The following is a 13,758-nucleotide window of genomic DNA, read 5'->3' as shown; positions in this document are numbered from 1 at the left end:
ATCATCCCCCAAAAGCGATACGATTAATTATGGATAATGTTACCAAAAAAAGATGAAATGAGGCGTTCTTCATGAAGAAATGGCTTTACATACCACTTGCAGCGCTTGTCTTGACCGGATGTAATCAAGAACAGGCACAAGAATCCGTTCCAAAAAAAGCAGCATCGGCTGACTACACATCGAGTCTGACGATTTCTCCCGTCTCCATCACTGAAGGTGAAGAAAAATTTGCGGCACTTGGCAATCAACAGATCGGCAGCGTCCAGTTAAAAGGAAAGTTGACAAAGACACACTGGCTCAAAGGGGTCGAATACCTGCCGAATAAGAAAGAGCGGTCTCTCTTTACACTCGAGCTTGAACCCAAAAGCTATGACACGCAAGTCCGCTTTGCCCAATCTTTCTCCGACGATAAGATCCACCTCGGCATCGACGTTGACGACACGACAGTCCAAGGGGACCACACCTTTAAACAGCTTGATGATTACATGGTGCGTGGTGCTGATTTCCGATCCGGTCCTTCTGCCGCTACCCCGTACAATCTGTTGATGGTTTATCACATGACGAAAAATAACGGAATTCGCGGCTTTAATTTAAACGATGTCACCCGACCGGCTGACGTCCCGCTTAAAAAGGGTGAACGGATTTTCGGGATCGTGTTATCGAATCACAAGTAATGACATCCGCGTCTTGTCTTTCTCGACAAGACGTTTTTTGTTTGTTACCGTAATCCTTTAAGAAAGGATGTTTTTTCCATGAGAAAATTTTGGATTGTCTGTTTATTATCCGCTTTTTCTCTCAGCGGTTGCCTTGCTCCCAAAAATGAAACACTAACGGTCACACCGCTCAAGTTAAAAGCCGGTGAACAAGCCTTTGCGCAAATCAACGATCAGGACATCGCTGCATTTCATTTAAAAGGCAAACTCAAGAAAGCGTATCTCTTGAAAGGTGTCGAATACTTACCAAATCATAAAGAGCGGACACTCTTTTCAATGGAAATCCCCGCTAAAACATATGACTCGACGTTGCGGATCGTACAATCTTCTTCGGCCAAATATACCCGGTTTGGTGCTAATTTGAATGGTGTGAGCCTGCGTTCACACGAAGCTTTAAAAATAAAACCGGATGCCGTCAACACACAAAATCCGTCAAGTGAGTTCACGCTGGAAGATTACAATGTCCTGTTCCTCCGTCAGTTGTCCGCAAGTGGAAACCTCTCGTCGAATCCATTTAACGATATTCATGGTCCTGAGAACATCACGATGAAAAAAGGTGAACAGATTTTTGCCTTTGTTCTGACCAAAAAGAACTGATGATGTTAAAACAGCCCTCACCACACAAAAAGGGAAGACGGATGTGACATCCGTCTTCCCTTTTTCCTCTCATCTGCTTTTACATCTGACTTCTCCGCTCCAGTAAAACCGTATCCCGCCAGACGCCGGCCAATTGTCCGATCCGTTCCCGCCGGCCGACTTCCCGGAAACCAAACCGCTGGTGCAGCTTTAAACTCGCAGTGTTTTCCGGGAAGATTTGTGAGTGCAACGTCCAGATGCCCGCCGCTTCACTCGCTTCAATGACAGCATGCATCAATGCGGTACCGATTCCTTTGCCGCGTGCGTCTTCGTCAATATAAAGACTGACTTCCGCCACCCCGTGATAGGCGGGAATCGACGAAAAGGGACTGATCGCGACCCATCCGAGCACCTTCCCGTCTTCTTCCGCCACAATCCGGCTGTGTATGTGATGATGGGCATCCCAGTAGTCAAACGGCGGTACTTCCGTTCGAAACGTCGCATTTTGCGTCTTTATCCCCTGTTGGTAAATCCGACTGACTTCCGGATAATCGGCTGCGGTCATTGCCCGTATGTTCATGATATTATGCTCCTTGTCCATTTTTTACTTAAAAAAGACCTTAGCAAGGCTAAGATCTTACTGCTTAAAACGTGTACCGGACTGCCATCTCTTTTCCGAAGCGGTCACCGTGATCGATAAATCCGAGTCGTGCATACAGACGGTGCGCTGCTTGATTGTCCGGACGGTAACCAACGACGATACACTTTGCTTCCGGAAGCTGTTGCATCTCCCCGAGCAACAACCGCATCGCTTCCCGGCCGACTCCTGACCCTTGATGGCGTTGGTCGACCATCAGTCGATAAATCCAGTAGCCGTCCAGTTCTTCCCGTTCCGAATTGTACATCAAAAATCCGACCAACTTATCCGCTGCATAAATCGCCCGCATGACGAGCGTCGGTTCGAAACCAGCCTGCGCAATCGAGTAGACGTTCGGTTCTAAAAATTCCTGTTGTTCCGCTGTTAATTCAAGCGCACAGCAGGCTTCCCAGTTCTCGTTCGTGACTGGGCGTAATTCAATCTGCATATCCATTCCCCCGTTTTTTTAAGAAAAGCGGGTTACGCGTCGCGCCCCGTTTCCTGTTTTGTTTGCGTCATGTTCACCATGATCGCCCCCTTTCGTGATCTTTTCTCTATTATCATTATCGGACAGTATCGAGAATATCTTGAATCAATTGCATCGTTTTGACGTTGTCCCGAAAATCGGAGTGGGATACGACATCGCCTTGAACCGCTGCTTGAAAATGTTTCATCTCGCCGACGAATCCGCGCAAATACAAATCTTTCATCCCACCGGACATCGTCGACATCGGGGACCGGTAATACATCTGCCGTTCTTCAAGCTCCTGCCAGGATGTCGGTGCTTGTTTTTCCTCGATGATCAAATGCTCCATTTCCGTGGCTTGGCACACGGCCCGTTCAAAGCGCAGCGTCAGCTCCTCGACTTCTCTTGTATAGAGCGGAGAGTTTATCAAGGTCACCTGTCCGACTGCCCCGCTTGTCATCCGAAGTGACAGCTGCAGATGCAACTCACCGTCCGCTTCAAGCGACACACCGGTGATTTCCGCGACTTCGCCCGCCAAGAAGCGGATCAAATCGAGTTGATGAATCGCAGCGAGTGATAAAAAGTCGGCTCGGTCGTGACAGAAGCCGGACGCATCACAGGCAAATCGTAATTCGAACGAACGAAGATCGCCGTATGTGTTTTGGACCAGTACTTGCTTCAGTTTCGTATAAACCGGTGCATACCGTTTCATGAAGCCGACGCTTGTCACCTGATCCGTGACGAGTTCGACCAGCTCTTCCGCCTGTCCAACCGATAAGCCGAGTGGTTTTTCGACGTAGACGGCACAGCCCGCTGCCAGACACGACCGGACAACCTCGACCTGATCCGCCGGTTGAAGACAAATGAGGACTGCATCCATCTGTTCCTCTGCAAGCATCTGCGTGTAGTCCATATAGGCGCGGCCGGTACTGCCGATGTCGCGTAACGCCCGTTCCGCACTTTCAAGACGGCGTGTCGTCACCGCAACAATTTCAAAATCGGCTTCCTTTATTGCCGGAAATAAGTTCGTCCGGGCATGGAACCCGGCACCGATCAACGCCACTCTCATCGGACTTCCTCCTTTGTTTTCAGTACTGCCGTGAGCTGATCGAGCCGATCAATCGTATAAGTGGGTGTCAGTTCCACAGGTACTGCGGCATGACCGGGATTAAACCAACACGTCGCAATTCCTGCCGAGATGCCGCCCTGGATGTCTGCCGTCAACGAGTCGCCGATGATCAACGTCTGATCGCGCGTCGCGTCCGGGATCCGGTCAAACACGTAATCAAAAAAGGCCGGCATCGGTTTTTGATAGCCGGTTTCTTCCGAGACAAAAATCCCGTCAAAATAAGGCGCCAGACCAGATCCTTTAAGTCGTGCATGTTGTGTCGCCGCGACACCGTTCGTCACGATATACAGCCGATACTTCCCTTTGAGCGATTCGAGCAACTCGATTGCTCCTGCAATCAATTCCGTCCCTTGACTCAAGTATGCACGGTAACGCGTATCCATTCGACTGCCGTCGACCGTCCGGCCCTGCTCGGCAAAAAACGCCACAAAACGTGACGTAATCACTTCCTGCCGTGTTACCTCTCCCCGTTCAAGTGCCTGCCATAAGGAACGGTTGATTGTTCGGTAACGGGCTTCCCGTTCGGCCGTCCATTCGAGCTGTTCCTCTTCAAACAGTTGCCGCAAGGCCGCGCGTTCCGTCGCATCAAAATCAAGTAATGTATGATCGATATCAAATAACAATGTCGTGTAGTTCATCTGTCAGGCTCCCTTTCGTAACATCCGTCGTTCGGTTAACTTGCCGCCGAGTTGGAATAATAAAACACCGCCGCCAATCAGGACAACGCCGACGGCTTTCGTCCACGTAAATGCCACTTGATCGAGACCAAACCACCCGAGCGTATCCCACAGCAAGGCAAACAGGATTTGCGAGACCATGACGATTGAAATCGCATAACTCGGTCCGAGCTGTTGCACTCCTTGCGTTACGCACAAAACGACGCCGACTCCGATGATGCCGCTGAACCAAAACCATGATTCCATCCCACTCATTGAGAAAAGACCGCCGCCTTCAACAAGCAGTCCGATCGTCAGCGAGGCCAGAAATCCGAGTCCGAGGACAAGCGTCGTCGTCGCCCATGCGCCGACCCGTTCCTTGACCTTGGCATTAAAGGTATTCTGAATACAGACCATCATTCCGCCGAATAAAGCCAGAACTATTCCAAGTGTCATCTTCTTTCCTCCTCACTCATAGATACTTTCGCCGACCCGTTCCGTCAAGCCGTCCCGGTCCACGATCGTAATCGTCCGGTTCGTCCGTTCAATCAAACCGTCCTGGCTGAATTGCCGTAGGACACGGTTGAGGTGACGGTAACTCGTGCCGATCAAATCCGCCGCATCGACGAGATCACTGACCGGTAACGTCGGTGTTTCCGGTGTCATCGACAAGAGGTAACTGGCGAGTCGGACTTCGACCGGATACAGCAGATTAAAGCTCATCGAATGCGACTTCAGCTCAAACTTCATCGTAATCGTCTCGAGTAAAAAGCGGAGCAGTGCCGGATTATCGGCTCCGTTTTGTTCCAGTGCCGCATAGGAAATACTGACCGCTTTGACCGGTGTGACCGCTTCGACCGTATTCATCAACGGTGTCCGGCGGACGTATTCGATGTCGCCGACCAGATCAAACGGATGTTTAAACGATAAGACGAGCCGTTTTCCGGTCGCTGACATATGGGTAATCTTCAGCTTCCCCTCGAGCAACAAGTACATTCGGTCCGCTGCGTCTCCTTGACGACACAGCCAGTCTCCGGCTTGAAAAGCGACCGGTTGTAAATGCTCCCGCAACCCGCCGGCAAACACTTCCGTCAATTGAAACCGCGCCAAGTACTCATCCAGTTGTGCTTGTTCCACGTTCTTTCCCCCTTACCATTTCAAGATCAGCACGCCGCCGATCATCATTAAAATGCCGATCACTTGAGGCAGCTGTAACCGCCGCTTGATCATTCCGAACCATCCGTTCCAATCAATCACCAGTGCCAAGCCGAGCTGGGCAATCAGGAATAAAGAGATCGTCAACGTCACACCCATCAAATGAACGGCTGTCATGTTACTGAATAAGACGGCAGCAGCCAATGCTCCTCCGGATAAATAAAGCAGCTTAACCTCTTTCATCTGCAGGAACGTCCGGTCACGCAGGATCAACGTAATCAATAAGGCGACGACAAAACCGGTCATCTGGGTCAAGGTCGCCGCTTGCCACGTCCCGATGCTGTTGCTGATTCGGGCATTGGCGACACTTTGGAGTGTCAGAAAAAAACCGCCGCTGATTGCAAAAAGAATGCCACGCATCGTTGTCCCTCCTCTTCTTGATTTTCATACTTCCATTTAAACGAAGCCTCCCTGAATGATAAAGGACATTTGTCCTGAAGAGAAGAATCCACTCTATAAAAAAAGGATAAACGACGTTTCCCGTCGTTTATCCTTTCATCCAGTTCAAACAAAATTCCAAATCCAGTTGTAAATGTGCCTTCATCAATCGTTCCGCTTCTTCCGGCTGATGTTGCAAAATAGCTTGATAAATATCATCGTGTTCTTCAATCAACAACGGTCTTTTATGAAGGACCACCGTTTTGCGGAACAAGTAGATGATCGACTGCATACGGTCGATGATGTCAATCATGACGGGGTTATTTGTCGCACCGACGATAAGATCATGAAATTCTTTGTTGGCTGTCATTACCTCTTCGAGTTCACCGGTTCGTCCAATTTCGACACAACGTTTCAATTTTTGCAAATCCTCGTCCTTCATGTATGTCGCGCAATGGCTCGCGGCAAATCCTTCAAGCAGCATCCGGACTTGAAAAAGATCACGTAAATCCATATCTGTTGGATTTACCACCCGTTTTTGTTTAATCAAGCCTTCCTGCTCTAACTTTCGAATCGAGTCCCGGACCGGTGTCCGACTGATGCCCATTTCTTCCGCCAATCGTTCTTCCACTAATTTTGTCCCACGCTCCAGCTCTCCGCTTAATATGCGGTCGCGTATATATTCATATGCTTGTACATATGCCAATTGCGTTGTTTTTTTCCCCACTAGAATCGTCTCCTACATTCGTTTTTCCTCTTATATCAAAGTATAAGTTTAATACTGGAAATAGAAAAGGAACTTATTTTGTATACATTTTAAAATAAATTGTATACAAAATTGAACAAAGTGTGTACACTTCGGTTAAAGGCTTATGAAAGCGCTATCTTTTATCTGAAAAGGAGTTTTGATGATATGACAACTCGTATTGGATTTATCGGCTTAGGCATCATGGGGAAACCTATGGCATTGAATATATTGCAGGCAGGCTATAATGTGACCGTCAATGATTTGAACGCGGACAGTGTACAGGCATTAATCGAGGCAGGCGCAACTTCAGGAACTCCTGCTGACATGGGGGCGACATGTGATGTCATCATTACGATGTTGCCGGCTTCGCATCACGTCGAGCAGGTTGTACTCGGAGAAAACGGTATTTTGCACACTGCTACACCAGGCACCATCCTGATTGATATGAGTTCCATCTCTCCCGTTGCCTCTGTTGAAATCGCGAATCAAGCCGCTCTGCGTGGTGTTGAAATGTTGGATGCCCCGGTCAGTGGCGGTGAACCAAAAGCAATCGACGGAACACTCTCCATCATGGTCGGTGGAAAAGAAGACATCTTCAATTCCGTCAAGCCATTGCTTGATGTCATCGGTGCCAGTGTCACACTCGTCGGGAAAAACGGAAGCGGTGTAACCGCCAAACTCGCCAATCAAATCATCGTTAATTTGAACATCGCTGCCATGTCAGAAGCTCTGACGCTTGCCGCGAAAGCCGGAATCGATGTTGAGAAAATGTATCATGCCATCCGCGGTGGTCTTGCCGGCAGTGCTGTCCTCGATGCGAAAGTCCCTTTGATTCTTGAACGAAACTTCGTCGCCGGCGGACGCATCGACATCAATTTAAAAGATATGACAAATGTCATGGAAACCGCTCATGAAATCGGTGTCCCGCTCCCGCTCTCCAGTCAGCTTGTCGAAATTTTTCATGCTTTGAAGATTGATGGTAAAGCGGCGGATGACCATGGTGGCATCATTCAATATTATGAAAAATTAGCACATGTTGAAGTAAGGAAGGTGTAACAGATGATTTCAACATTTCGAACATTACCGGCCGCTGAAACGTTGGCCAATCTTCCGGCACTCCCGGATGCACAAGTAGTGGATGACCTACTTTTCGAAGAGTTGCGACAGTTTAAACACAAGATTATCGTTCTCGACGATGATCCGACAGGTGTTCAGACCGTCCACGGTGTTTCCGTCTACACGGATTGGACAGCCGAAAGCATTGAAGCCGGTTTTAAGGAAGAACAGCCGATGTTCTTCCTTTTGACGAATTCACGGGGATTCACAAGTGAAGAAACGCGACAGGTTCATGAAGACATTGCGGCAACCATTCAACAGGTTTCCGATCAACTTTATCAACCGTTCATTTTAATCAGTCGCGGCGATTCCACACTCCGTGGTCATTATCCTCTTGAAACCGAGGTTCTGCGACAAACGCTCGAACAACAGTCAAATCGCTACCATGATGGAGAAATCATCATGCCGTTTTTCCAAGAAGGCGGTCGTTACACGATCGAAGATGTCCATTACGTTCTTGAAGAAGAGACATTGGTCCCCGCTGGTCAAACCGAGTTCGCTAAGGATCGAACGTTCGGCTACGCTGCGTCACATCTGGGCGAATGGGCCGAAGAAAAATCAAATGGTGTATTCCAAGCAGACGATGTCGTTTCCTTATCTCTTACGGATTTGCGACAGCTGAATCTTGACCAGTTGGTCGATCAACTCATGAACGTCCATGATTTTAATAAAATTATCATCAACGCGACGGACTATGTGGATGTCAAAGTCGCGACGATTGCACTGATTCGCGCCATGAATGCCGGAAAACGGTTTATGTTCCGAACAGCTGCTGCTTTTACAAAGGTCATCGGCGGGGTAACTAATCGTCCCTTGCTGACAAAAAAAGAATTGATTTCCGGCAACGGTCACGGTGGTTTAATCATGATTGGTTCTCACGTCAAAAAGACGACGGAACAATTAGAGGAATTAAAGACATGTCCCTTTATCCACTTCATTGAATTTGATGTCCATCTTGTTCTGTTCCCCGATAAATTCCGGGAAGAAATCAAGCGGATCATCACAACAACAGAACGATTGATTCAATCGGGTCAGACGGTAGCCGTTTATACAAAACGGGAACGCCTCGATTTGGGGGACAACCAACAGGAAAATGAACTGAAGCTTTCGATTCAGATTTCTGATGCCGTAACCAGTATCGTTAGCCGATTACACGTACGTCCTAGTTACATCATCGCCAAAGGCGGCATTACCTCAAGTGATATCGGCACAACCGGACTTCAAGTTAAACGTGCCACCGTCGCGGGTCAAATCAAACCAGGAATTCCTGTCTGGATTACAGGGGAAGAAAGTAAATTCCCGAATCTGACGTATGTCATCTTCCCGGGAAACGTCGGTTCAAAGACGACCTTGAGGGAAGTAGCTGAAACACTTCACACCTGATAATTTTGTAAGCGGATACATCCGTGGTGGTCAATCTTCTGATTGGATCACCTGATATGAATTCATGACATGAAGGAGAGATTTTCATGGTTACGGGTAATCTATTGGTCGTCATTTTTATTCTGTCACTCGCTTTACTGTTCTTTTCCATCCTGAAACTTAAGATTGAGCCATTCCTTGCCCTTGTTGCCATTTCCATCTTGACGGCTTTAGCAATCGGCATGCCCGTCAAAGAAGTGGCTTCTGTCGTCACGACCGGCTTCGGGAATACCTTGGCTGGTGTCGGCATCCTGATCGGACTCGGCGTCATCTTCGGTCAGTTTCTTGGTGCTTCCGGAGCCGTCGAAAAAATTGCTCAAGCTGTCTTGAATGTCTTCGGGACTAAAAAATCGTCCGCTGGTCTCGCTTTAACGGGTACCGCTGTTTCGATTCCGGTCTTTTTTGATGCAGCCTTCGTTATTTTAAGTGGTTTGATCCGGTCTCTCTCTTCCAAAACAGGGATCTCCGTCGTCAGTTTCGTCACTGCGCTTGGTGTCGGCTTGATTGTCTCTCACAACATGATTGCCCCGACACCGGGACCACTAGTCGTCGCAGAAAATACAGGATCCGAACTCGGCTTCTTTATTTTGTACGGTATCATCGTTGCAATTCCGGCTACCTTAGTCGGAGGTTACTTATACGGCATGTTCATCGGCAAACGCATCAAACATTCCGGCGACATCGAAGAGCTTTCCGTTGATCCGGCTGATTTGCCGAAAAAAGAAATCGGTACAGGATTGAGCTTCTTCATGTTGGCTTTACCCATCGTCTTGATTTTACTGAATACAGTCTCACAGTTACTCTTTCCGGGCACGTCCATCGCCAGCTTTTTTGGATTCATCGGTGAAAAAAATGTTGCCTTGTTAATCAGTGTATTTGCTGCTGTCATCCTATTGCGTCCTTACATCTCGATTCCCAATACCCGCTTGTATTCAGAAGCCATCAGTTCAGCCGGGATCATCATCTTGATTACCGGAGCAGGTGGCGCATTCGGAGCTGTCATTAACAACAGTGGCATCGGAGATCACTTAATTACGACCATGCAAGACTGGAGCATTCCGGTCCTCCTGCTTGCCTTCATCTTTTCACAAATCTTACGGGCGTCACTCGGGTCCGCCACCGTCGCCCTCGTTACAACGTCAAGTATCCTTGGGCCAATGGTCGGGGAGCTTGGGGTATCACCGATTCTTCTTGGTCTTGCGATTTGTGCCGGCGGAATTGGACTTTCCTTGCCAAATGACTCGGGCTTTTGGGTCGTTAACCGGTTCGGTAAGCTGACGATCACACAAACCTTGCTGGCATGGACAGGCGGCGGTTTCATCGCAGGACTGACCGCACTTGCAACTGTATTTATCCTGAGTCTCTTCACCGGAATTCTACCGGGACTCTAAATCAAAAGACCACCGTTCAAAATTCGACGGTGGTCTTTTGATTTAAATTTTCTTCACGAACTCCGACTTCAACTTCATCGCACCAAGTCCATCAATCTTGCAATCGATGTCATGATCCCCGTCGACGAGACGGATTCCTTTGACGCGTGTCCCTTGTTTGACGACAAGCGACGTGCCCTTCACTTTTAAGTCCTTGATGACCGTGATCGTATCACCGTCGTTCAGTACATTACCGTTCGCATCCCGGATGACGTTGGCTTCTTCTGCCGCTGCTGTATCGGCGGCCGTCCATTCATGGGCACATTCCGGACACACCAATACATTGCCGTCTTCGTATGTATACGCTGAGCCACAGTTCGGACAGTTCGGGTATTCATTCATGCTGATTCCTCCAGTACTTGATCGATTCTTCCCTTTGATTATAACAGCGATCCTGCAAAAGAAAGCCGTTTTTCCGCACAACAAAGGAGACAGATGTTAAAGTCTGTCTCCCGTTGTCATCTGAAAACTGACTGCTGCGTCAGTTCGCACACTTATTCATTTTCTAATTTTTTAATCGCTTCATCGAGTTTTTCCTGATCCTCGTCCGTCAGCTTCGGATACTGCGGATCGATTTCACGCAGGACGTCATTCATGACTTCCGTCACGATGTAACGGGTGAACCATTCGTCATCGGCCGGCAGGACATGCCAAGGCGCGTGTTCCGTTGACGTGTGCGAAACGAGCTCGGCAAAGATGTCTTGATACTCATCCCAATGCTCCCGTTCTTCCACATCACTGAACGAAAACTCAAAGTTTTTCTTCGGATCTTTGATCCTTTCGAGTAATCGTTTTTTCTGCTCGTCTTTTGAGACGTTAAACAGAAACTTGACGACGCGGAAGCCGTTTTCAACAAGATAACGTTCAAAGTCATTGATTTGGCGGTAACGCATCTTCCAGACATCTTGATCGTCCGGCACTTCCTCTTCTTCCAGCAGGTCATGAATCCGTGGTGCGATGACCTCTTCGTAATACGACCGGTTCAAAATACCGACTTCGCCTTTTTCCGGCAAGCCTTCGTGAATCCGCCAGAGATAGTCATGCTTTTGCTCCGTATCGGACGGTTTTTTGACGGAAAGCGTCCGTAACCCTTGGGCGTTTAGATTCGAGAAGATATAGCTGATGGCTTCATCTTTTCCGCCGGCATCAATCGCCTGTAAAATCACGAGAACTCCGTTTTTTTCTTCGGCATGCAGACGCCAATGCAATTCTTTTAATTCCTCGACACTTTTCGGAATGTGCTGATCCAGTAACTCATCTTCTGCAATCCGGTTTTCATCCGACGTCGGATAATCTGATAATCGGATTGATTCCCCTGGTGTCACACGGTACTTTTTGATGTTCATGGTAATCCCCCTCGTTTTTATGTACGTAAGGGATATTTACCCAAAGCCCTTCAGAAGGAAACGTTCAGGTGAACTTATCTTTGAACAAGTTGTCGTAAGCCGTCTTCAAGAGAAACCGGTGGCCGACCGAGAATCTCTTCAAAATCCTGGCTCTCAACCGCCAACGTTCCGGCCGCAATCCCTTCTTGAATCGCCTGTAGCATCGGCAGCAAAAATTCCGGGACTCCCGCTTGTTCCAAAATTGCCGTGTAGGTCACAGCATCGACCTGATTCACATGCACCGGGCGACCGAGGACCTGTCCGAGTGCTCCTGCAATCTCTTGTTGAGTATGGAGAGGACCGGACAGTTCATAAATTGATTTTGTCGGCTTCGGATCAACCAAGACCGTCGCGATGGCTTCGGCATAATCTTCCTGGAGCGCCCAACCAACTTTACCGTTTCCGGCACTCGTATAGGCAATCAAGCCGACTCCGGCTGCTTTAGCTGCCTCAACTGCTGCCGTATGTTGACGGATCCGCGTCGCTTCTTCGCCGTCGGTCGAGATGAGCAAGAGCCGGTCGACGCCCGCAAAAGTTTCTTGCAGCATATCCGGTTTATCAAAATTAGGCGAGAATACGCCCACTTCTAAACGTTAAGGGCGAAGCCCTAGTGAAAGTGGGAGATGAATCGCCAGCCTGTTTTTCGGGTATATTCTCTTTGAAGGAGGTGAAAAATGGTGTTGAAGCACAAGGCCTACAAATTCAGAATCTACCCCACAAAAGAGCAGGAAATCCTGATTGCGAAGACGATTGGATGTTCGCGCTTCATCTTCAACCACTTCTTGGCGAAGTGGGATGAAATGTACAAGACCACTGGAAAAGGACTGTCCTACGGTTCTTGTTCCAAAGAAATTCCTTTGTTAAAGCAGGAGTTCGACTGGTTGAAGGAAGTCGATAGTACCTCTGTTCAGATCAGCGTCAAGCATCTTGCTGATGCGTTTGACCGCTTCTTCAAGAAGCAGAACGAACGCCCTCGATTCAAGTCCAAGCGCAATCCCGTCCAGTCGTACAAGACCAACATCCAAGGTAAAAACCAGCTTCCTGAAGTCTCGATTGAATGCAACCAGCTCAAACTTCCGAAGCTGAAATGGGTGCGTTTCGCCCATTCGAAACAGGTCACAGGCCGTATCTTGAACGCCACGATCCGACGCAACGCTTCAGGCAAATACTTCGTCTCCCTACTCGTCGAGCAGGAGATCAACGAATTGCCGAAGACCGGTTCATCTGTCGGCGTCGACGTCGGACTCAAGAACTTCGCCATCCTGTCGGACGGCACCGTATACAAGAATGACCGTTACTTCCGTTCGCTTGAGAAGAAACTTGCGCGCGAACAGCGTAAGCTCTCCCGTCGTCAGCGCATGGCCCTGAACAAGAAAGTCAAGCTTTCCGAGGCGAGAAATTACAAAAAGCAAAAGCGTAAGGTCGCCCGCATCCACGAGAAGATCGCCAACAAGCGGAACGATTTCCTGCACAAGGTATCGACCGAGATCGTCAAAAATCACGACATCATCGGTATCGAGACCTTGCAGATGAAGAACATGCAGAAGAACCGCAAGTTGAGCAAGGCCATCTCGGACGTCAGTTGGTCGGAGTTCTTCCGGATGCTGGAGTACAAGGCGGAATGGTACGGGAAGACCATCGTGAAGGTCGGCAAGACCTTTGCTTCGAGCCAACTGTGCTCCAGTTGCGGCCATCAACACAAAGACGTGAAAGATCTTGGTTTGCGTGAATGGACATGCCCGAGTTGCGGGATCCATCACGACCGGGATGTGAACGCAGGACTGAATCTCAAACAAGAAGCAGAACGCATCTTAGCTTCTTCAACCGTCGGGACGACGGGGTTAGCCTGATCAATTTTCGACCGGTAGGTCGGATAACTCAGGAATC

At 48.7% G+C, this 13,758-nt stretch carries 17 protein-coding genes; 6 read left to right on the top strand and 11 right to left on the bottom strand.

What is annotated here, in order from left to right; genetic code table 11:
- Nucleotides 1-71: 71 nt before the first annotated feature.
- The gene (locus KNP87_RS11980) at nt 72-674 is read left to right on the top strand and encodes a hypothetical protein (RefSeq protein ID WP_214721818.1); all 603 of its coding nucleotides are present in this window, start codon (nt 72-74) and stop codon (nt 672-674) included.
- Between the two features lie 78 nt (nt 675-752).
- A complete protein-coding gene (locus tag KNP87_RS11975) occupies nt 753-1,310 on the top strand; it encodes a hypothetical protein (RefSeq protein ID WP_214721817.1) in 558 nt (185 codons plus the stop codon).
- Between the two features lie 79 nt (nt 1,311-1,389).
- Here the strand turns inward: KNP87_RS11975 and KNP87_RS11970 are convergent, their stop codons facing one another.
- The 8 genes from KNP87_RS11970 to KNP87_RS11935 form a co-directional block, all read right to left on the bottom strand.
- Nucleotides 1,390-1,869: a GNAT family N-acetyltransferase gene (locus KNP87_RS11970; protein WP_214721816.1), complete on the bottom strand. Its 480-nt coding sequence runs from the start codon at nt 1,867-1,869 to the stop codon at nt 1,390-1,392.
- Between the two features lie 64 nt (nt 1,870-1,933).
- Nucleotides 1,934-2,374, bottom strand: a complete 441-nt coding sequence (locus KNP87_RS11965; RefSeq protein WP_214721815.1) for a GNAT family N-acetyltransferase — start codon at nt 2,372-2,374, stop codon at nt 1,934-1,936.
- A 115-nt stretch (nt 2,375-2,489) separates the two neighbouring features.
- Complete coding sequence (locus tag KNP87_RS11960) at nt 2,490-3,461, bottom strand: Gfo/Idh/MocA family protein (protein ID WP_214721814.1); 972 nt, start codon at nt 3,459-3,461, stop codon at nt 2,490-2,492.
- A complete protein-coding gene (locus tag KNP87_RS11955) occupies nt 3,458-4,159 on the bottom strand; it encodes a YjjG family noncanonical pyrimidine nucleotidase (RefSeq protein WP_214721813.1) in 702 nt (233 codons plus the stop codon). The genes KNP87_RS11960 and KNP87_RS11955 overlap by 4 nt, the downstream gene beginning before the upstream one ends.
- A gap of 3 nt (nt 4,160-4,162) precedes the next feature.
- Nucleotides 4,163-4,633 (bottom strand): DMT family transporter, encoded by a 471-nt coding sequence (locus KNP87_RS11950; protein WP_214721812.1) that lies wholly within the window; start codon nt 4,631-4,633, stop codon nt 4,163-4,165.
- Nucleotides 4,634-4,645: 12 nt separating this feature from the next.
- Nucleotides 4,646-5,314 (bottom strand): Crp/Fnr family transcriptional regulator, encoded by a 669-nt coding sequence (locus tag KNP87_RS11945; RefSeq protein WP_026834263.1) that lies wholly within the window; start codon nt 5,312-5,314, stop codon nt 4,646-4,648.
- 12 nt (nt 5,315-5,326) lie between these two features.
- Complete coding sequence (locus tag KNP87_RS11940) at nt 5,327-5,752, bottom strand: DMT family transporter (RefSeq protein ID WP_214721811.1); 426 nt, start codon at nt 5,750-5,752, stop codon at nt 5,327-5,329.
- A gap of 127 nt (nt 5,753-5,879) precedes the next feature.
- A complete protein-coding gene (locus KNP87_RS11935; protein ID WP_214721810.1) occupies nt 5,880-6,497 on the bottom strand; it encodes a GntR family transcriptional regulator in 618 nt (205 codons plus the stop codon).
- A 186-nt stretch (nt 6,498-6,683) separates the two neighbouring features.
- Between KNP87_RS11935 and garR the strand changes: the two genes are divergently transcribed.
- The 3 genes from garR (at nt 6,684) to KNP87_RS11920 (ending at nt 10,447) form a co-directional block, all read left to right on the top strand.
- Nucleotides 6,684-7,574: a 2-hydroxy-3-oxopropionate reductase gene (gene garR, locus KNP87_RS11930; RefSeq protein WP_028107222.1), complete on the top strand. Its 891-nt coding sequence runs from the start codon at nt 6,684-6,686 to the stop codon at nt 7,572-7,574.
- Between the two features lie 3 nt (nt 7,575-7,577).
- Nucleotides 7,578-9,017, top strand: coding sequence for a four-carbon acid sugar kinase family protein (locus tag KNP87_RS11925; RefSeq protein WP_214721809.1), 1,440 nt, complete (start codon nt 7,578-7,580; stop codon nt 9,015-9,017).
- Between the two features lie 86 nt (nt 9,018-9,103).
- On the top strand, nt 9,104-10,447 hold the full coding sequence (locus KNP87_RS11920; protein WP_026834267.1) for a GntP family permease: 1,344 nt from the start codon (nt 9,104-9,106) through the stop codon (nt 10,445-10,447).
- 42 nt (nt 10,448-10,489) lie between these two features.
- On the opposite strand, the gene KNP87_RS11915 is transcribed toward KNP87_RS11920, so the two are convergent.
- The 3 genes from KNP87_RS11915 to KNP87_RS11905 form a co-directional block, all read right to left on the bottom strand.
- A complete protein-coding gene (locus KNP87_RS11915) occupies nt 10,490-10,828 on the bottom strand; it encodes a zinc ribbon domain-containing protein YjdM (RefSeq protein ID WP_028107224.1) in 339 nt (112 codons plus the stop codon).
- Between the two features lie 152 nt (nt 10,829-10,980).
- Entirely contained in the window at nt 10,981-11,832 is an 852-nt protein-coding gene (locus KNP87_RS11910; protein WP_026834269.1) for a PPK2 family polyphosphate kinase, read from the bottom strand.
- Nucleotides 11,833-11,906: 74 nt separating this feature from the next.
- Nucleotides 11,907-12,419, bottom strand: coding sequence for a Rossmann-fold NAD(P)-binding domain-containing protein (locus tag KNP87_RS11905; protein WP_214721808.1), 513 nt, complete (start codon nt 12,417-12,419; stop codon nt 11,907-11,909).
- A gap of 129 nt (nt 12,420-12,548) precedes the next feature.
- Here KNP87_RS11905 and tnpB point away from each other — a divergent pair, with 129 nt between their 5' ends.
- On the top strand, nt 12,549-13,721 hold the full coding sequence (tnpB, locus tag KNP87_RS11900; protein ID WP_214721879.1) for an IS200/IS605 family element RNA-guided endonuclease TnpB: 1,173 nt from the start codon (nt 12,549-12,551) through the stop codon (nt 13,719-13,721).
- The last annotated feature ends 37 nt before the right edge of the window (nt 13,722-13,758 follow it).

The sequence above is a fragment of the Exiguobacterium sp. s192 genome (assembly GCF_018618795.1).
GTDB classification, from domain to species: Bacteria; Bacillota; Bacilli; order Exiguobacteriales; family Exiguobacteriaceae; genus Exiguobacterium_A; species Exiguobacterium_A undae.
This window is presented reverse-complemented; position numbering and strand designations above follow the sequence as displayed.